Genomic DNA, 19,238 nt, shown 5'->3' on the forward strand with positions numbered 1-19,238 from the left:
ACTTGCTGGCTCGCGAGGCATGAGCCGTGGCGCGGGCTAGGCTCTGGCTCGTGTTCGACCCGCGCGATTCGCAGTTCCTCGCCGACCCTTACCCGGCATTCGCCGAGCTTCGCTCGCGCGGAGCGGTTCACCACCACGAAGGGCTCGGGCTTTCGATCGCCGTCTCGCACGCCGCCGCTTCCGCGGTGCTGCGCGATCGCAGGCTGGGCAGGCTCTGGCAGGACGCCACACCGGCGGAGCAGTTCGCGTCGTTCAACATGCTGCACCGCAACTCGCTGCTGGAGAACGAACCGCCCGCACACACACGGTTGCGCAGGCTCGTCTCGGCCGCTTTCGCCAGGGGACACGTCGAGCGCTTGCGTCCCTCGGTGGAGGCGCTCGCCGACCGCATGGTGGCCGAACTGGCCGACCACATCGCCGCCGAAGGTCAGGCCGACCTGCTCGAACACCTCGCCCAGCCACTGCCGGTCGCCGTGATCACCGAGTTGCTCGGTGTTCCCGAACGGGACGGTCCGATGCTGGTCGGCTGGAGCAACGCCATCGTCAAAATGTACGAGTACGGGCTGCCCGAACCGCAGCGGCGGGAGGCGGAGGCCTCGGCGACCGAGTTCGCCGACTACCTCCGCGCGCTGGCCGCCCACAGGGCCGACCGCCCCGGCGACGACCTGCTCAGTCACCTCATCGCGAGCGACCTCACGGGCGACGAGGTCGTGGCCACGGCGGTGCTGCTGCTCATGGCGGGGCACGAGGCCACGGTGAACGTGATCGGCAACGGCGTCCACGCGCTGCTGACCCACCGCGCTCAGTGGGACAGGCTGGTGGCCGACCCGGCTCTCGCACCGACGGCGACAGAGGAACTCATCCGATACGACTCGCCGCTGCAACTGTTCGAACGGACCGCGACCACCGACGTCGAGATCGCCGGGCATCGCATCGCCGAGGGAGACAAGATCGCCGCGCTGCTCGGTGCGGCGGCGAGGGACCCGGAGGTTTTCGCCGACCCCGACGTCCTCGACATCGGTCGCACACCCAACCCGCACCTCGGCTTCGGTGGGGGCGTGCACTACTGCCTCGGGGCTCCGCTCGCGCGCATCGAGATCGCGGCGGCGCTCACCGCGCTCGCCCGGCGCCTTCCCGGACTCCGGGAGGCGGACGCGCCCGTCCGCAGGGGCGAGTTCGTGATCCGGGGGTTCAGCGTGCTGCCCGTGACGGCGTGACCCGCGCTCCTCAGCGCGCCGCTGTCCTCGGCCGTGCCCTGCGCGGCAGCTCCGGCGCGTCCTGAACCCGCAACACCCGCAGCGGGCGGACGAGCTGCTCGTCCATCGGCGCCAGCAGCCGCGTGAAGCGGCGGACGACGAGCACGGTGGCGAGCGCGAGCAGCACGGCGGAAAGGTCGGAGAACGCGGTGAGCACCACGGCGTCCACCTGCGCCTGCACCCCGTCGCGAGTACGCCACAGCACAGTGAGTGTCAACAGCAGCGCGTTGGCGATCCACGTTCCCCACCACGCCAGCACGAGCCGTGACGGTTTCGGGCGCTGATTGGCGGGCCTGCGGATGGCGGCGTGTTCGAGTTCGGCGAGGATCGAACCCGCCATCGCCAGATTCAGTCCGGGCACCAGCAGCCCGACGAGCACCTGCCACGTCGGACGGGGCGGATGCTGTCCCGCCTCGTCGGCCGCGGCTTTCCTCGCGACGAGAAGCCACCACACGGACACGACGAACGCGAACACCGCCACCACGAACGTCAGCAGGGAGAACGTCAGCACCAGCGCGTCGGACGCGCCCACGACGGCGGACGACAACGCGCTGTCCCGGCTCAGTACGAGCAGCACGTAGCGCCAGAGTTCGGCGCCCGACGCCACAGCCGCGAGCGCCACCAATGTCCACAACACCGCCACCGCGTTGCGGGCGATGAGCCGCAGCCGCTGCGACGGCACGGGAACGGCGGCGCTCGTGCCCTGCACGGCCGTCGGCCACCGCCACACCACGTGCGGGAACCCCCAGCGCGGAGGGACGTCGTAGGCGGGGGGCCCCTGATACGGGATGCGCGGCCTCGAACCAGTGCCGGGCAGCGCGTTGCCCGGCACTGAAGCGACCCACCGCACCGGCACGCGCGGGGGCTGCCCGTTCCGGTTCCCCGGTACAGGGCCCCAGCCGGGTGCCGCCTGATTCACGCGACCAACCTCCCGGACACGCGGCTCACAGCACCTCGGCAGGCACGTCGGCGCGATCGGAGACCATCGGACGCCCCATGGCCTCCCACGTCTTCATGCCACCCTCCACGTTCACGGCATCGACGACGCCTGCGGCGTTCAGCCAGGCCGTGGCGCGTGCGGAACGACCACCTGTGCGGCAGACGACATGCACGGGGCGGTCGGCGGCGAGTTCACTCAGCTCGCCTGCCCGCGCAGGTAACTCGCCGAGCGGGATGTGAACGGCCGAAGGCGCGTGCCCTGCCGCCCACTCGTCGGGCTCCCTCACGTCGAGCAGCACGTAGTCCTCCGAGGGAAGGGCATCGATCGAGATCGTGGGTATGTCGCCGGAGTGGTTCACGTCTCCATCGTCGCATGCGCTGCCGTGCGATGCCGGTGAGCCGTCACGGCCTTCGGTGGCGGCCCGCGAAACCGTCGAGCCCACCGTCCTCACCCAGGTCGGCGCCACTCGGGTCGCGCATGAACCCGAGCCGGTCGGGTGCGTGCAACTGGAGCATCACCACATCGACGTCCTCGGGGACACGGCGGGCCGTCGCAAGGCTCACCACCACCGTGGTGAGCAGCGCGGCAGGCACGGTCAGGAGCGCGGGCTGGGCGAGGAACCACGACGGTTCCTCACCGTGCACTCTGGCCACCACGTACCCGGCCAGCGCGCTCAGCGCCCCAATCCCGCCGACCAGCATGCCGAGCAGTGCCCCGACCCACGTGAGGCGCCGCCACCAGATGCCGAGCAGCAGCAGCGGGCAGAACGTCGAAGCGGCCAGCGCGAAAGCCAGCCCCACGGTGTGGACGAGGTCGTCGAGCGGCAACGCCACGGCGACCGCGACCGCCGCTCCCGACAGGCCCACCATCGCGATGATGAAGTCCCGCTGCTTACCCCACATCAAGTCGCTGGTGATCATGCCGGACACGCTCACCACCAGCCCGGACGAGGTGGACACGAACGCGGCGAACGCGCCAGCCGCGAGCACCGCGACCACGAGCTGGCCCACCACACCCGGCAGCATCGCCGACGGCACCCGCAGCACAGCGGCGTCGTTCTCCCCCGTCACCAGCAGCTCCGGCACGTACATCCGCGACAGCGCCCCGAGCAGCACGGGAAAGAGGTAGAACACCCCGAGCAGCAGCAACACCTGCACGGTGGTGCGGCGTGCGGCCCTGCCGTCGGGATTGGTGTAGAAGCGGGCGAGCACATGTGGCAGCCCCATCGTGCCGAAGAAAGTCGCCACGATCACGGAGTAGGTCCACCAGACGTCGTCGCCGTCCTCGGCTGGCTGGAGCCAGCTCGCGTTGTCCGACTCGGCGTCCACCACGACCGGAACGGCGGAGGAAGCCGGGAACAGCAGCCGTTCACCGTCGCGCGCCGGATAGTCGATGCCGGGAACCCACATCCTGGGGCCGGGCGGGTCCTCGTCCAGTTCGTGCACCATCGTGGGTTCATCGACCCTCAGGACGACGTCCGTGCCCACGGTGACCATGGTCTCCTCGGTGAACTCCGGCGGCGCCTCCTCACCGAGCCCGCCCGAGGCTCCCGTGCCTCCGCTACCGAGGAAGACAATGCTGAGCACGAATGCGGGAATCGCCAGCGCGAACAGCTTCACCCAGTGCGAGAACGCCTGCACCAGAGTCGCCGACCGCATTCCGCGTAACAACACGTTGGCCGTGACGAACGCGGCCACCAGCGCCGGCCCCCACCACGTCTCCGCCTCCGGCGCGATCGACGTCAGCGCGAGACTCGCTCCCTGCAACTGCGGCACGAGATAGACCAGCCCCAGCACCGCGACGAACACCGTCGAGACCACCCGAAGGCCGGTGGAACCGAGCCGTGCCTCAAGGAAGTCGGGGATCGTGTACGCGCCCGAGCGGCGAAGCGGAGCGGCCACGAAGATGCCGAGAGCGAGGAACCCCACGGTGAACCCGATGGGATACCACAGCGCGTCCGCACCCTCCTTCAGCACCAATCCCGAAACGCCGAGGAAGGAAGCGGCGCAAAGGTACTCGCCGGAGATCGCCGAGGCGTTCCGCCTCGACCGCACCGTGCGGCGCGCGACAAGGAAGTCGTCGGTGGGCCGCGCGTACTGCGACAGTCGATGACCGAGGTACGACGTCGCCGTCAGGACCAGCACGACGGCGGCGAGGGCCCATGGGTTCGGCTGCACGGACTGTTCCCCCGCTACATCGTGCCGACGGCGTCAATTCTCGATCATCGCGACGAAGTCCCGTTCGTGTCGCTCCGCCAGCCGGTTGTACCACAGGCCGACACCGAAGAGCAGGGGGAAGGGCAGCACACCCAGCAAGATCCAGGGCACGGGTAGCCCGATCACTCGCCACGTCGCGAGCTGCGGAAGGTGGTGGAACAGCAGCGGCAGCGCGCCCAGCGCCACCACGACGACGCCGAAGAGCAGCAGACCGGCCCGCAACTGCACCTTGACCAGGTCTTTGACCAGCAGCTTTTCCCAGCTCGTCTGCTCGGCGAGCTCCACCCGCGCCCGCATGGACGAACTCGACGACCGCCGAGGTTCGGCGAGGACGACCTTCTTCCTGCGGGGCTTGGCATTGCCCTCGGCGCCCTCGGCGTTGGCTGGCGGGCCTGCCGACAGCGCCACGGCAGGCCGCTCCACCTCCAGAGGGCGCGGCTTCTTGCCCAGCGTCGGATCCGGCTCCCTGATGCCACTAACGCTGCGGTAGACCTCGTCGTCAGCCATGACCGGCTAGCCCAGCCTGGACGAGCCGACCAGCTTGTCCTTCAACTCCCTGGTGTGCCTGCGGCTCACTGGAAGGACCTTCTCCTCGTTGCCGATCACGACCTGGTAGCCACCCTGGCCCATGCGCAGTTCCGTGATGAGCGGCAGCGCGACGAGGAACGACCGGTGGATGCGCACGAACCCGGCCTTGGCCCAGCGCTCCTCGAGCTGAGCGAGCGGGATGCGCACGAGGTGGCTGCCGTCGGTGGTGAACAACCTCGCGTAGTCGCCCTGCGCCTCCACCCACCGCACCGTCGAGCGCGGGATGAGTTTGGTGGTGCCCGCCAGTTCGACGGGGATCACCTCGTCGTCGCGCCCTCGGTCGGGCTCCGGCTTCCTGCTGTGCCCCGAAGCCGCCTCGATCTTCTCCACGACCCGCGACACGGCCTTGTCGATACGTTCCTGCCGCGCTGGCTTGAGCACGTAATCGACGGCACCGAGGTCGAACGCCTCGACGGCCTCCGTGGAGTGTCCCGTGACGAAGACCAGCACGGGAGCCGGATTCAGCGACGCGAACACCCGCGACATCTCCATACCGGAGAGCCCCGGCATGTTGATGTCGGCGAACACCGCGTCCACGGGCGGCATTCCTCGTTGCTTGCGGGCCCTGATGAGGTCGTCGTCGGAGCCGAGGAGCCGTAGCGCCTCGGAGGCATCGACAGCCGGAAGCACCCGCCCGACGTGGGCGTTGGCCTCGAGACAGTGCTTCAGCTGATCAAGTCCGTGCGGCTCGTCGTCAACGGCCAGAACGAGCAGCTTCGGTGTGTCGTGGGGAGCACTCACAGTGAAACGCATCCTGCCGCTTGCAAGGGTCGATGTCCACTACGCTGCCGGGCGAATCGAACGCCACCCGTTTCATCTCAGAGTAGAGGGCGTCGATCACAGTCCGAAGCGGGACCACATCGTACGGTGTTGCACCGCGTCGAGCACCGCCGCGGCGGGTGAACCGACACCGAGCCTCGCCAGCAGCGGCTTCTTCGGTTCGGCCACCACGATCTCGGCGTCCGGATACCGCGTCTCGATCACGTCCCGGAGATTGCCGAGGCCATCGACGAGGCCGAGCTCCAGCGCCTTCGCGCCGAGCCACACGTCTCCCGAGAACAGGTCCTCCGAGTCCTGGAGCCGGTCACCCCTGCGCTGCGTGACCCACTCCACGAACAGGTCGTGCAGCTGGGAATGAAGCTTACGCAGCCACTCGACGTCCTCGGGCTTCTCCGGGCTGAACGGGTCGAGCCTCGCCTTGTTCTCCCCCGCCGTGTAGAGCCTGCGCTCGACGCCGAAACGTTCGAGCAAGCCCGCGAAACCGAACGAGCCCGAGACGACACCGATGGAGCCCACCATCGACGTGCGGTGTGCGTAGATCTCGTCGGCCGCGCACGCCAGCCAGTAACCGCCGGATGCCGCCACGTCCTCGGCGAACGCGATCACGGGGACGCCCTTGGAGTCGGCCAGCCGCCGGATGCGCTCCGCGACAAGGCCGGACTGGGTGGGCGCACCGCCCGGCGAGTTGATCTGGAGTGCGACCGCCTTCAGCCGCTCGGGGGCGAACGCCCGCTTCAACGCCGACTCCACCGTGGCGAGGTTGATGACGCCGCGTGCGGCCAGCGGCGACGCCTGCGGCGTGATCACGCCGTGGAGCTTGACGACGGAGACGACGTCCTTGCGCTCGACCCGCTCGCCGAGCTTGGGAATCCGGGAAACCAGGGTGTCCTTGCGGCTCATGAGACCAGCGTACTGACGTTGCGAGGGGCGGAGGGCGTTCGACGATCATGCACCGGTCGCGAGTGCGGGCCGGAAAAGGCTGCCGGAACGTGCCTCGGGAGCGCCGAGCGGAAGCGACGCCAGGCAGAAGCGGCCCCAAGCGATGATCAGGAACCGAGTGCGGCGCTCGGCCGGGCCTGTGCGGGACCCCTGCGAAGGGCCGCGGGCTCTCCACCCGCGTAGCCCGGCATGTCGGGGCGCACCGCCCTGACGAACTTCGGCACCCGCATGGTGACCTTCATACCGGCGCCCACCGCCGTCTCCACCATCAGCGAGTACCGGTCGCGGTACACCTGGTGCATTCGATGGTTGATGCCCGCGAGGCCGATGTGCGCGCTGCTCCGTGAATTGCGCATGCCCTCCAACAGCGCCGGGTCCATGCCGACACCGTCGTCCTCGACGCTGATCTCGGCCTCCGTACCGATGTCCTGCGCGACCACGGTGATCGTGCCGCCACCCGGCTTCTTGGAGATCCCGTGTTTCACGGCGTTCTCGACGAGCGGCTGGATCAGCAGGAACGGCACCACAACAGACTGCACCTCCGGCGCGATCTTGAGCCTGACGTTGAGCCTGCTGCCGTAGCGGGCGCCCTCGATGGTCAGGTAGCGATCGATGTTGCGCAGCTCGTCGGAGAGAGTGGTGTAGGTCCCCTCCGCCCTGAAGCAGTACCGCGTGAAATCGGCGAAGTCCTGCAACAACTCCCGCGCTTCCTCAGGGTCCGTGCGGATCAGCGATGAGATGGTGTTGAGTGCGTTGTAGACGAAGTGCGGGGAGATCTGCGCCCGCAGAGCCTTGATCTCCGCCTGCTGGAGTTCGTGCCGTGCCTCCTCCAGGCGCGCCGCCTCGAGTTGGGTCCTGACGAATTTGGACACCGCCTCGGCCATCTGCACAATGCGTCTGCCCCGTGTGCGGCCCACGACGATGAGCACGGCTTCGGTGTTGTCCTCGATGAGAATCGGGACGATGACGGCCGTGCGCATCCGGCAGGTTCCCCTGTGGTTGCACGGCACCTTGTTGTGCGAGACGACCTCGTGCCGCTTCTTCCTGATCGCGGTGCCGACGGGATCGACGAGATCGACGTAGTGGTCGTTGGCTTCCCCGTCCCACGACAGCAACGTCCCGTCGCGATCGGTGATTCCGATCGCGACACACCGCAGCAGCCTCAGCAGCCGGGACGTGATCCGGTCGGCAGCGTCCTGGTCGAGACCTCGCCGGAACTCGAGCGGCGAGTCCGACATGAGTCGCACCGCCTCCAGGACGGCGTGATCGACGGCACCGCCCGGATTCCGGCGTCTGATGAGGACGACTCCGAGGGCGACCAGCCCGACGAGGCAAGCCCCCAGTCCGAAGGCCACGACGGTATGCGTGGTCAACACACTTGACACAGCGTCCATGCTCTGGGTTCACACCGTCACGTGCAAGATCTGAGCCCTCACCTCACGTATTCGATCAGCTATCCGTTGCTATCGAACAGACCCGAAACCGCACGTCCACGACGTAGACGTACGTGCTGCAATCACTTCAGCAACCGGGAGAGCCGCCGGTCGGCGAGTGTCTTCCCGCCCGTCTGACAGGTCGGGCAGTACTGGAACGCCCTGTCGGCGAACGACACCTCGCGCACCGTGTCACCGCAAACGGGACACGGCAGTCCTGCCCTTCCGTGCACCCGGAGTCCGGAACGTTTCTCGCCCTTCAGCCGCGCCGCCTTCTGCCCCACCGATCGCTCAACCGCGCTGGTGAGGACATCGTTGACGGCGTCGGCGAGCCGGTCCAGCGCCTCGCCGGAGAGCTTGCCCGCGGTCGCGTACGGCGAGAGCCGCGCGGTGTGCAGGATCTCGTCGGAGTAGGCGTTGCCGATCCCCGCGACCACCGACTGGTCCACCAGCGCCGTCTTCAACCGCGCGCTGCTGCCGTGCAGGATGCGGGCCCAGCCTTCGCGATCGACGTCCAGCGCGTCGGGGCCGAGTTTCGCTATGCCGGGCACCTCTGGGGGATCGCGGACGATCCACACCGCGAGGCCCTTCTTCGTGCCCGCCTCGGTCAGGTCGAACCCCGGGCCCCTGACTACTCCTCCACCGGCAGCGTCTGCGGCGGTGTCATCGGCAGCGGTCTCCGAGAGGCGAACCCTCAGTGCGACGGGACCGCGTCCCGGCCTCGGCGGCGCCGACGGCAGCGCGTCGGACCAGCGCAACCACCCCGCCCTCGCCAGATGGACAACGAGGTGGAGCCCCTCACAGTCGAGATCGAGGTACTTGCCATGGCGGCCGGCGCCCGTCAGCGCCCGGCCGTGCAGCTGCGTCGGGGGCGGGTCAACGGTCTTCAACACCGTCAGCGACGCGACGTCGATTCTCGTCACCACACGGCCGACCGCGTTCTCCCTCAGGAAGAACGCGAGCGCTTCGACCTCGGGCAACTCGGGCATGGCTACTCGACAGGATGGAGGGGCCCGTCGAAGTCGGGCAGATCGTGCTTGTGGATGGACTTGGCGATGCGCATGACCTCGCCCCTGACGTTGAACATGCCGATGACGGTGCCGACCCACCGCTCCGACGGCTTCTCGCCCGTGGCGTCACCCTCCGTCTCGGCCACCACAGTCCATGGCCTGCGCAATACCCAGCGCAACGGGAAGAACAACGCCAGCAGCAACAACGCGAGGGGAACCCACTGCGGCACCACGACGTCCTCCGGCATCCACACGAGCAGGATGACGCCGAGCCCCAGAGCGAGGGCCATCATCACGATGCCGGGAGTCTGATTGGCGGCGACGTCGTGCTCGAAATCGTCGGCCGTGGCCGGCTTGCGCCACTCCATCTGCGCACGGATGACCCATTCCCGGCCGTCGGATCCCTGGACAAGCCGGTTCATCGCTTCCTCCGCTAGCCCGGTCCGTGCAGATCGTCACCGCAACGTTACCGTGATCGTCGCGGTCGCGGGAAGTCCGCAAGACGCCCGGGGTGGGCGGCCGCAGCTCTCGCGCCCGGGGCTCACTCGTTCGGGCGGACGGCGGGTGCCGCCGCATCGCGGTTCGCCTTCGGGTCTTTCCGCTCGCCTTCCCGCTGGTCGTTTCGCTGGTCCTTGGTGCCGGAAGGGTGGCTTCCGTCCCTGCCGTCGTCCCTGTCGTGACGCTGGCCGGGCGGGCCGGATCCGCCAGGCTGCCTTGGGTCGCCGATCGCGGGCGTGCCCGGATCCGCGCTCGTGTCGTCGCGGGGGACGGCGGGCTCCTGCCGCACCTCCCTGCCGGTACCGCGTCCCGTCGGGGGAGCGGAATCGGACGGCCGCTCACGCCCCGGCGGGCTTGACGCCTCAGAGGGAAGATCGGCGGCGGTGGAGCCCGGGCCGGTGACGGCCTCCGCGGGCAGGAGAAACTCCGTGGGGCCGAGGCCGCTCGACTCGGCAGGCAATGCGATGGAGCCGGTGCCGTCGCGGCCTCCGGCATCCTCGTCGGCCGGCGAGCCGGCAGTTTTCATCGCCGGCGAGCCGGCAGTTTTCATCGACGACCGCCGGTCGTCGGCCGCGCTGCTCGACAGTGTCACCACGCCGCCGTCGCCGTTCGTGGGGGTGTCTCCATGGCCACCGTCCATATCGCCGATCACCGGCACACCCGACATGCCGACGACAGCGGCCGCCGACGCGAACGTCAGGCCGAGCTTGCTCCCGGTGAGAGTCGCCGCGGTCGTGGCGCCGGAGCCCATGCCGCCGACGGCGAGACCGCTCGCCGTGGCCGAACCGCCTGCCGCGACAGCCGCACCCGCTCCCGAACCCGCGTAGGAGCCTGCCAGTGTGAGCCCCGAAAGAGGCACGAGCGGCACGAGGACGCTCGCGTGTGCGCGCAGCGACGAACAAACCCGCCGCAGCTCGTCGTGCGTCGATCGGCACGAGGAACACACGCTGAGATGGCTGCGGATCTTGTGGGCCTCGGCTCCAGTCACGCTGCCTGCCGTGTAGCCGCCGAGCTTGCGCACCACACCGAGGCAGGCCGCGGAGGAGTGGTCGGTGGCGAGGTGAGCCTGGAGGTACGCGGCTCGCAGGCCGATCCTGGCACGCCGCGCCAGCGCGGCGGTGGCGTTGGCGCTGAGCCCGAAGTGCGGCGCGACGACGGCGGGCTGCTGCCCCTCGACCTCTGTGCGCCACAGCACGGTCCGCCACCGCTCTGGCAGGCTCGTGAACGCCCGCGTGATCAGCGACGACTCGGCGGTGCGGCTCTGCGCGTCGCCCCCGGCCCCGGCCCGCGCGACGAGTTCCTCGTCGGTCACCGGCACCTCACGACGGGCGGCCTGCCACTCCCACGACACCCGCCGTGCCACCGTCAGCAGGTAGGCCCGCACATTGTCCCTCGGCCCGTTGCCCCTGCGGATCGCCTGGAGAACGCGGAAGAACGTCTCAGCCGTGACGTCCTCGGCCTCCGAGGCGTCGGAGGAGAGCCCACGCGCCAACCGCCGCACGGCGGCCTCATGAGCCTGGAACAGCTCACCGAAAGCAGCGTCGTCGCCGCGCCGGATGCGCTCGACAAGACCCGGCTGGTCGGATGCGGAGACCGAGTCGTTCGCCATTCAGCCAGGCACCCCCTCCGGGCCGGAGCCCTTCCGGTCGAACTCGAACACAATACGGAGTCATCCCGGCACCTGCACCCTTCGGTTTTCAGGGTGTAACCGAACGGCCCCTCCGCCCGGCGGCCGAACGGGTGGGTATACACTGTGTCTCGCACGGGCTCGCGAAGCTCGGGCACACGCGGACGTAGCGCAGCTGGTAGCGCATCACCTTGCCAAGGTGAGGGTCGCGGGTTCGAATCCCGTCGTCCGCTCTCACATCGAAAGGGCGAGCGCCGTCACGGCCTCGCCCTTTCTCGCGCCGTCGCCGTGTTTCCCAATCACCGAGGGAACGCCGTCAAGGACGACGGGTGCGAGGGCGTGGATCGCGTCATCATCCCCGCAGGGGAAGACGACCCGGAGTTGATCACTCATGCGCGAACCGTAGTGGGCCGTTCCGACAAGCCCGTACCGTGAGTCACCCGCCGCTACACGTGCGAGCGCGAGTTGTGAGACTCCGCGCGCTTCGCTCACCCCGCCGAGGCGATGCCCACGGGGCAGCTCACGCCCGTACCGCCGAGACCGCAGTAGCCGTTGGGCACCTTGTACAGGTACTGCTGGTGGTACTCCTCGGCGTAGTAGAAGTCGCGCAGCGGCGCGAACTCCGTGGTGATCTCGCCATGGCCCGCCGAGGTCAGCGCCTTCTGGAAGGACGCCCGCGACGCCTCGGCGACCTCACGCTGCCGGTCGTCGGCGTAGTAGACGGCCGAGCGGTACTGCGTGCCGATGTCGTTGCCCTGCCGCATGCCCTGGGTGGGGTCGTGGCCCTCCCAGAAGACCTTCAGCAACGTCTCGAACGACACCTGCTCGGGATCGAAGACGACGAGGACGACCTCGGCGTGCCCGGTGCGGCCCGTGCAGACCTCCTCGTACGTCGGGTTGGGCGTGTGCCCGCCCGCATACCCGACGGCCGTCGAGTACACGCCCGGCGTCTGCCAGAACAGGCGCTCGGCTCCCCAGAAGCAACCGAGCCCGAACACGGCCGTGCTCATGCCGTCGGGAAACGGCGGCTTGATCCGCCGATCGGCGAACACGGCGTGCCGGTCGGGCGTGACAAGCGCATCCGGGCGGCCCGGCAGGGCTTCGTCGGCGGACACCAGCTGCGTCTTGTTTCGACCGAGCAACACCATACGGTCCATCCTACCGCCAGAATGTCACGCGAAAGGGCGGCGAACCAGGGTGGAGCGCCGCGACGGCCAGGGGAGTTCACGATGTCTTGGCAGGAAGAGTTGCGTCGTCTCGACGCCGAGCTGGCCGAGGGCACCATCAGCAGCAGCGAGCATCGGCGCCGTCGCGAGGACATCCTCGCCGAGGTGTCGGGCGCACCCCTGGTGGCGACCCCGCACTCCACGACGCAAGGGCTCGCCACGACCAGCGGAACCAGCACCAGCGGCACCGATGGCACCAGTGGCAGCTACGGCAGTCGCGGCCCTGGCGGTAGCGGCCCTGGCGGTAGCGGCAGCAGCGGCACCGGTAGCGGTGGCACCGGTGGCATCGGCAGCAGCAGCGGTAGTAGCGGCAGCAGCAGCGGCGGGGCTGGAGGCGGCGAGAACACAGCCGCAGGCGTGGAGATCGAGAGGCCCGAATCCGCCAGCGCGGCCGACCTCACGGACCTGCCCGCAAGCGACCGAGCGCCGCGCGAGAGTCACGAAGCGGCGCAGGAAACCTCCGGCTGGCTGGCCGCCAACCCCGCGCAGGCGGCGTCACCGACCGGCAGCCCGAACGCGGAGAACAGGTCCGAACCGGCCGTCGCCGAAGTACCCTCCCAGCCCGCTGCACCTTCCCAGCCGTCTCAGCCCTCCCTGCCCGAGGTCACCACGAGCGCGGCTGCGCTACTGGCCACCACGAAGCGCACCACAGCCCCGAGCCCCGCCGACGAACGACCGACCGAACTGCTCCGCCTTCCCGACCTGCCGCCAGATCCGTCCACGACCGAGGCGGCGCAGGACGATGGCTCGCGCAGGACGGGGCTGACCTGGGTCGCGATCTCCGGCGCCGTGTTCCTCGCACTCGGCGCGGTGATCGGGGGCGCGTGGTGGCTGGGGCAGGACCGCTCCGAGCCTCAGCCGCCCTCGGCTCACGCGTCGTCCGACGCCGCCGTGGAAGGCGGACAGCTCGCTGACCGGCTGCCCGCTCTGCCCGGCGAGCAGAGCCCGAACAACTCCACGATGTCCGTCGCGCGTGGCGAGGAGTTGGGGCTCTATCCCGAGCGCGTGGCGGAGTACTTCACCTCGCACGGGGTCACGGAGGTGATCGTCAGGGGCTCGGTTGACGACTCCACCGGATACCTGCTGCTCGTGCTGCACGCCGAAAGCCCTGCCGAGGCAGGGAACATCGCCGACCACCTCTACCGCACCACATTGACGAAGAAGACCGACCACGGTGAAGGTCCGATCCGCATGGCGAGCGGAACATTCGGAAAATCCGACGTGAACGGAGCCTGGTACGCCTCGGGCGAGTACGCGGTGGCTCTCGTGGTCACCCAACCGCACGACAAGAGTGACGGCACGCTGGCGGAGCGCTTGCAGCGCACGGTGAATTCACTGCGAGGGGTCCTGCCAGCCGAATGACACCGCTGTTTCAGCAGATCGCGGTCGGATCACGATTCGACCCTCGCCACCACGGCCCGTCCGTGACGTGCAGAATGGTTCGAGTTCGAGTGTCGCCAAGGGCGACGGTGTCGGAAGTCCGGTTCGAGATGGGGGGCCTTCACGGTGTCCTGGCAGGAAGAGTTGCGCAAGCTGGACGAGGAACTGGCGTCCGGCCGACTCTCCGCAGACGACTACCGGGTTCGCCGTGACCAGGTGCTGTCGTCAGCGGTGAACCACGGCGACAATCCGGAGGAGACACCCCAGCAGCCGGGGCAGGACCCGAACTCCACCCAGGTGATCGCGCCGGTCAGTCCCCCGCATGGCACACCGCAGCCGAATCCTCAGCAGAACCTCGGCGGTTCGGAAGCCACCCAGGTCGTGTCGCACTGGCAGACCCAGCAGGGACAGCCACCGCATGCACCGCAGCAACCGCAGTACCACCAGCCGGGCCTCGCCTCGCCCGCCGGTGGTTTTCAGCAGCCCGGCCCTGTCTCCCCGGCAGGCGGTATGCCGCTACCACCGCAGCAGGCGCACCCGTGGAACGCCCCCGAGGCCGACCAGAGCCCGCCGTGGGGCGGCTCGGATCTCCCGCCGCTTCCGCCTGCCACCCACCAAGACGGGGCAGGTCAGGGCGCCGATTCGTTCGAGACGTCCTCGGGCGGCGGCAAGAAGGTGCTCGTCATCGTCGGTGTCGTGGCGCTCGTCGCGGCACTCGGTGTCGGTAGCTGGCTGCTGTTCTTCAACGGCTCGGGCGACGACAAGCAAGCCGGCCCTGCCCCTTCGTCGAGCGTCGCTCCGACCTCAACGGTCCCGCCCAAGGACGACCTCGAGATCGCCGTGCTTCCCGGCGGCCCTGGTGAGCGCACGGACATCTCGATGTTCGAGGACGTGAAGGCCAACCAGGTACTCACCGAGGACGAGAACGAGATCTACGAGGAGGCCGGTGCCGGTAAGGCCAGGATGGCCGTCGCCGAGCTTCCCTCCGGCGCCGACGCCGTGATCCTGACGGTGGAGGCGTCGTCGGAGGACGCCGCCTCGACCGCGGTCGAGGATCTCGTGGAGTTGCAGGAGAAGAACGGTATGGACCCGTACGACGGGACCCTGCCGGCCGGAGTCCAGGGCACTCAGATCGACAAGACCGACAGCTTCCCTGCCGCGGCGCGCGCGCACTACGCGCACGGCAAGACCGTCGTGCGTATCCAGGTCTCCGCGCCGAAGCTCTCCGAGGTCGGACCAAGCTTCGAGGAGATCATCGCTACGCAACTGCAAGCGCTGTCGGCCGATGGCTGATGTCCGTACCCGGTTGCCGCAGGCAGCCGCGTGCACGGTCGTCACGGAGCGGCACCTCCCGGCAGCCCGAGTGCTGGCGCGGTCCTACGTCGAGCAGCACCCCGGCCACGACTTCGTGGTACTCGTCGTCGATCGCGCGGAATTCACCGGGCGCTCGGACGGCTACCGCGTCCTCGGGTACAGGGCGCTCGACGTCGATCAGGACGACTACCTTCGGCTGGCCACCAGCTTCACCGGACCGAGGCTCGTCGAGGCCGCCGTACCTCTGCTGCTGCGGCAACTGCTGACGGACGCCGACGTCGCGATGTATTTCGCCGCCGAGGCCGAGGTGCGGGCTCCGCTGACGGATGTGGCGCGGCTCGCCGACCGGCACGGCGTCGTGCTCCTCTCCCGGTTGCTCGCGCCTCTGCCCCGCGACGGCGAGGAACCCGGCACCGAGCCGACCTCCTTCGACAGCGGGTTCGTCGCGGTGGGCCGCACCGCGATCCCGTTTCTCGATTTCTGGGCCGATCAGTCCACACGCGACACTTCTGACGACGAACCGGTGGCCGCGCTGGAACTCGTTCCCGGTCTTTTCCCGCACACGGTGCTCCGCGACCCCGGCCTCGGCGCCGGATATCGGAATCTGCACGAGCGTCCTCTGAGCCGCAGCGCGGACGGCACGATCGAGGCCGGGGGCGTCCCGCTGCGGCTCATACACTTCACCGGCTACCGGCCCGAGAAGCCGTGGCTGCTCACCACACACTGCCGACGGCCACGGGTGCGGCTGTCCTCGGACAGCCTGCTTCGCGAGCTGTGCGCCGATCACCGGGACCGGCTGCTCGCGGCGGGTCATGTGGCGGAGAAGGACGGCGCGGCGCCCGAATACGGATTCGCCGAACTTCCCGACGGCACACCGCTCACCGGCTCGATGCGCCGGTTGTTCCACACCTCGTGGCTCGAAGCCACGGCAGCGGAACTCGCCGACGACCCGCTCGGCAGGATGGCCGAGGAAATCCCGCCACACCCGTTCGGCGAGGACGGCGGCGCCGCGTTCCGGCGCTGGCTCTCCTCCCCTGCCTCGCCGTTGGAGAAAGCCGCTGGACTGAACCGGCTGGTGATGCGGATCTGGGCCGACAGGGTGGATCTCCAAGCCGTCTTTCCCCGCCCGTGCCACGCGCACAACGCCGCGTTCCGGCACTGGTGCCGCACCCACGGCCTCGACGAGGGGCTGCTGCCGGAGTGGGCGCTGCCCCGTGAGCCGACCACCCCGACCCCGCCGCTCGACGAGTTCGGCGTCAACGTCGCCGGTTACCTCACAGCCGAGCTCGGGCTCGGCGAGATGGGCAGGGTCATCCACCGCGCCGTGCGCGAATCGGGCGTCCCTGTGGTCTCCGTCGTCGAGGAACACTCGCTCTCGCGCACCGTCCGCACCGCGCTGGACCAGCCGGACACGGTGGGCACGCCTCGGTTCCCGGTGAGCGTCCTCGCCGTGAACGCCGACTACACCGAACTGTTGCTGGACAGCCATCCCGAGGTCGGTCACGAGCGCTATCGCATCGGACTGTGGGCGTGGGAGCTGGAGGACTTCCCCGAGCACCTGCACGAGGGTTTCGCACTCGTCGATGAGGTGTGGACGGTCAGCGAGTTCTGCGCGCGGACCATCGCGCCGCACTCGCCTGTCCCGGTGAAGGTGATCCCGGTTCCCGTACTCGATCCCGGTGAGCGGCCCCGCCCTCACCGCGCTCCCGGTGAGCCCGTGCGATTCCTCTTCGCCTTCGACTTCAACAGCACAGGACAGCGGAAGAACCCGTGGGGGCTGGTGGAGGCGTTCCGGCGCGCGTTCGGCGACCGCGACGACGTGCGCCTGACGATCAAGGCCACCAACGGTCACCTGCACGTCGAGGCCGAGGAGCGCCTGCGTCACATCATCGGCGACGACCACAGGATCGACCTGCTCGACCGCTACCTCAGCGTCGCCGAACTCGACGCCCTCTACGCTGGCAGCGACGCCTACGTCTCGCTGCACCGCAGCGAAGGATTCGGGCTGACCGTCGCGGAGGCCATGGTGCGCGGCATGCCTGTCATCGCCACCGCGTACGGGGGGACGACGGAGTTCTTCGACGACACCGTCGGCTGGCCGATCCCCTACGAGCGGGTGGAGGTCGGCCCGGGTTGGGAGCCGTACCAGAAGGACGGGGTGTGGGCCGATCCCGATCTCGACGCCGCTGCGCGGGCCATGCGCGCCGTCGCCGACGACCCTGCGGAGGCCCGCCGCCGGGGTAAGGCCGCGAGGGAGTACATCCTGCGCACGCGGTCGATGGACGCGGCGACGGAGTGGCTTCGCACCGAACTGAGAGCCGCCTACGACACGTGGCGTGCCCGCCGCGAGGACGGCGCCGGGGCGAGTGACGGCACGCACGAGGCACTCGTGCCACTGGACGAGGCGCGAGCCGCACTGCACTGGACGCCCGACCCGAGCGCGCCGCACAGGGTGCCGTTCGCGCCCGCCCTTCGCAGGCTCGTCAGCAGGGCGCTCGACCACCACGACGAGCACCAGCGCAAGATCCTCGGAAGGCTCGCGGACGGAACGAGGGATGCGCTTTCGATCCTCGCTCGCCGGATCGACGGCAACGCGAGGGCGGTCGAACAACGCCTCGACGAGGTGGAGGCAAGGTGGAACCGCCGCGCCGCCCGGCTCGCCGACCGTATCGAGGAGCTTGAGCACAGGCACGGCACCGGCAGGGCAGAGTGATGACGGCGGACGACCGGCCCGCGAGCCCTCCGGCGGCGCTCCCAGCCGTTCACGAGTCCTGGCTTCCCCGTGAGCACGCCCTGCACCGGCCCCGGCATGCCGAGCGGCAGACCGTCGCGCTCGTGTGCGCCGCCGTGTTCTTCGCCGCGCCCGCGCTCTCGTTCGCACTCGGGGCACGGCCGACCGAGTTCGAGAACCGTTCCCTGACACCGTTCCCGAGTCCCGGTGACGGCTGGTCGTTCTTCACGGACCTCGCCCCATGGGCGACCGACCACCTCGTGCTCCGCGAACAGGCTGTGCACGCGGCCGACGCGGTGAGCAGGGGCGTGTTCGGCGAGCCCGCCCCGTTCGGCAACAACCACCACGAGGCGAACCCCATCGAATCGCCCCCCTCGCGGCCCCGCGAACTGCACTACCCGACGGTGCTCGAAGGCAAGGACGGCTGGCTCTACCTCGGTGAGGAGATCGCAAGCCACTGCGAGCAGGATCAGCCGCTCGCACAGACCGTCGCCCAGCTCCGCAGACTCCGCGACGGCGTCGAGGCGACAGGGCGCAAGTTCGTCGTGGTCATCGCACCCGACAAGGCCACGCTCGTCCCCGAACACCTGCCGGAACGGTACGTGGGCAAGGATTGCCATCGCCGCGCGGTGGACGAGTTCTGGCGCACCATGAGCGCACAGGACTACGTGATCGATCTCCGCGACGAGCTGGCCGCGTGGGGCACGCAGCTCGGTGAACCCGTTTACGGTCCTCAGGACGCGCACTGGTCCGACGAGGGCGGGGTGCTGATGGCCCGCACCGTCGCGGAGAAACTGCGCCCCGGTATCTCGGCAAGCTGGGCCGTGACCCCGGGAGAGGCTTGGCGGGTCCCCGCCGACCTGCCCCCGCTCATGGGACGCAGCGGCGAGACCATCGGCCGCCATTACGCGGTCGCGCCGGACGGGGTGAGCGACCAGACGAGGGACGTCGGCCACGACTACCGGAAGCCGTTGAAACTGAACACCGCGTCGGGTCCGGGAACGTACGGGCTCGGCGTCGGGCTGCTCGGCGACTCGTTCACCATCCGGGCGCTGCCGTACCTGTCCGCGGCGTTCGGCAACATGACCGTGCTCCACCACGACAGCGTCGTCGGCAAGGGCGGCGCCACCGTCGCGGGCGACCTGCTGGCACGCAGCGACGTCGTCGTGCTCCAGATCGCCGAGCGCACACTCGCACGCGGCGGGCCCGCGATCCTGAGGCCCGACGTCATCAACGGCGTCCTCGCCAGGCTGTCCAGATGACCGACCGGGACCTGTCCCCAGCCACCGATTCGATGGAA

17 protein-coding genes and 1 tRNA gene are annotated in these 19,238 nt (G+C 69.4%); 6 read left to right on the forward strand and 12 right to left on the reverse strand.

Annotated elements, in window-relative coordinates; translation table 11 throughout:
• The first annotated feature begins 50 nt into the window (after positions 1 to 50).
• A complete protein-coding gene (locus tag SACXIDRAFT_RS09590; RefSeq protein WP_040922108.1) occupies positions 51 to 1,217 on the forward strand; it encodes a cytochrome P450 in 1,167 nt (388 codons plus the stop codon).
• 10 nt (positions 1,218 to 1,227) lie between these two features.
• On the opposite strand, the gene SACXIDRAFT_RS09595 is transcribed toward SACXIDRAFT_RS09590, so the two are convergent.
• The 10 genes from SACXIDRAFT_RS09595 to SACXIDRAFT_RS09640 all read right to left on the reverse strand — a co-directional run bounded on the left by SACXIDRAFT_RS09595 (position 1,228) and on the right by SACXIDRAFT_RS09640 (position 11,269).
• Positions 1,228 to 2,175: a DUF4328 domain-containing protein gene (locus SACXIDRAFT_RS09595; protein ID WP_006238357.1), complete on the reverse strand. Its 948-nt coding sequence runs from the start codon at positions 2,173 to 2,175 to the stop codon at positions 1,228 to 1,230.
• Positions 2,176 to 2,200: 25 nt separating this feature from the next.
• On the reverse strand, positions 2,201 to 2,554 hold the full coding sequence (locus SACXIDRAFT_RS09600) for a rhodanese-like domain-containing protein (RefSeq protein ID WP_006238358.1): 354 nt from the start codon (positions 2,552 to 2,554) through the stop codon (positions 2,201 to 2,203).
• Between the two features lie 43 nt (positions 2,555 to 2,597).
• A complete protein-coding gene (locus SACXIDRAFT_RS09605; protein WP_006238359.1) occupies positions 2,598 to 4,373 on the reverse strand; it encodes a sodium/solute symporter in 1,776 nt (591 codons plus the stop codon).
• A gap of 33 nt (positions 4,374 to 4,406) precedes the next feature.
• Entirely contained in the window at positions 4,407 to 4,919 is a 513-nt protein-coding gene (locus SACXIDRAFT_RS09610; RefSeq protein ID WP_006238360.1) for a hypothetical protein, read from the reverse strand.
• Positions 4,920 to 4,925: 6 nt separating this feature from the next.
• Positions 4,926 to 5,753 (reverse strand): LytR/AlgR family response regulator transcription factor, encoded by an 828-nt coding sequence (locus SACXIDRAFT_RS09615; RefSeq protein ID WP_006238361.1) that lies wholly within the window; start codon positions 5,751 to 5,753, stop codon positions 4,926 to 4,928.
• Between the two features lie 84 nt (positions 5,754 to 5,837).
• Positions 5,838 to 6,680: a S49 family peptidase gene (locus tag SACXIDRAFT_RS09620; RefSeq protein ID WP_006238362.1), complete on the reverse strand. Its 843-nt coding sequence runs from the start codon at positions 6,678 to 6,680 to the stop codon at positions 5,838 to 5,840.
• Positions 6,681 to 6,826: 146 nt separating this feature from the next.
• Positions 6,827 to 8,113, reverse strand: a complete 1,287-nt coding sequence (locus tag SACXIDRAFT_RS09625) for a GAF domain-containing sensor histidine kinase (RefSeq protein ID WP_006238363.1) — start codon at positions 8,111 to 8,113, stop codon at positions 6,827 to 6,829.
• Between the two features lie 122 nt (positions 8,114 to 8,235).
• Positions 8,236 to 9,141, reverse strand: a complete 906-nt coding sequence (locus SACXIDRAFT_RS09630) for an Fpg/Nei family DNA glycosylase (RefSeq protein WP_006238364.1) — start codon at positions 9,139 to 9,141, stop codon at positions 8,236 to 8,238.
• Positions 9,142 to 9,143: 2 nt separating this feature from the next.
• Positions 9,144 to 9,584, reverse strand: coding sequence for a hypothetical protein (locus SACXIDRAFT_RS09635; RefSeq protein WP_006238365.1), 441 nt, complete (start codon positions 9,582 to 9,584; stop codon positions 9,144 to 9,146).
• 119 nt (positions 9,585 to 9,703) lie between these two features.
• Complete coding sequence (locus SACXIDRAFT_RS09640) at positions 9,704 to 11,269, reverse strand: sigma-70 family RNA polymerase sigma factor (RefSeq protein ID WP_006238366.1); 1,566 nt, start codon at positions 11,267 to 11,269, stop codon at positions 9,704 to 9,706.
• A gap of 178 nt (positions 11,270 to 11,447) precedes the next feature.
• On the opposite strand from SACXIDRAFT_RS09640, the gene SACXIDRAFT_RS09645 reads away from it, so the two are divergent.
• Positions 11,448 to 11,520: transfer RNA gene (locus SACXIDRAFT_RS09645), tRNA-Gly, on the forward strand.
• Between the two features lies 1 nt (position 11,521).
• Here SACXIDRAFT_RS09645 and SACXIDRAFT_RS23050 read toward each other — a convergent pair.
• Positions 11,522 to 11,680 carry a hypothetical protein gene (locus SACXIDRAFT_RS23050; RefSeq protein WP_157599656.1) on the reverse strand — a complete coding sequence of 53 codons (159 nt, stop codon included), beginning with the start codon at positions 11,678 to 11,680 and terminating at the stop codon, positions 11,522 to 11,524.
• Between the two features lie 95 nt (positions 11,681 to 11,775).
• Positions 11,776 to 12,435, reverse strand: a complete 660-nt coding sequence (gene msrA, locus SACXIDRAFT_RS09650) for a peptide-methionine (S)-S-oxide reductase MsrA (RefSeq protein ID WP_006238368.1) — start codon at positions 12,433 to 12,435, stop codon at positions 11,776 to 11,778.
• An 81-nt stretch (positions 12,436 to 12,516) separates the two neighbouring features.
• Here msrA and SACXIDRAFT_RS09655 point away from each other — a divergent pair, with 81 nt between their 5' ends.
• From SACXIDRAFT_RS09655 to SACXIDRAFT_RS09670, 4 genes are all read left to right on the forward strand, one after another.
• Positions 12,517 to 13,875 carry a hypothetical protein gene (locus tag SACXIDRAFT_RS09655; RefSeq protein ID WP_006238369.1) on the forward strand — a complete coding sequence of 453 codons (1,359 nt, stop codon included), beginning with the start codon at positions 12,517 to 12,519 and terminating at the stop codon, positions 13,873 to 13,875.
• A 144-nt stretch (positions 13,876 to 14,019) separates the two neighbouring features.
• On the forward strand, positions 14,020 to 15,186 hold the full coding sequence (locus SACXIDRAFT_RS09660; protein ID WP_006238370.1) for a flagellar basal body-associated FliL family protein: 1,167 nt from the start codon (positions 14,020 to 14,022) through the stop codon (positions 15,184 to 15,186).
• On the forward strand, positions 15,179 to 17,920 hold the full coding sequence (locus SACXIDRAFT_RS09665; RefSeq protein WP_006238371.1) for a glycosyltransferase: 2,742 nt from the start codon (positions 15,179 to 15,181) through the stop codon (positions 17,918 to 17,920). Before SACXIDRAFT_RS09660 ends, SACXIDRAFT_RS09665 begins: the two co-directional genes overlap by 8 nt.
• Positions 17,920 to 19,200, forward strand: coding sequence for an alginate O-acetyltransferase AlgX-related protein (locus SACXIDRAFT_RS09670; RefSeq protein WP_006238372.1), 1,281 nt, complete (start codon positions 17,920 to 17,922; stop codon positions 19,198 to 19,200). Before SACXIDRAFT_RS09665 ends, SACXIDRAFT_RS09670 begins: the two co-directional genes overlap by 1 nt.
• Positions 19,201 to 19,238 lie beyond the last annotated feature (38 nt).

The organism is Saccharomonospora xinjiangensis XJ-54 (assembly GCF_000258175.1).
Classification (GTDB): Bacteria; Actinomycetota; Actinomycetes; order Mycobacteriales; family Pseudonocardiaceae; genus Saccharomonospora; species Saccharomonospora xinjiangensis.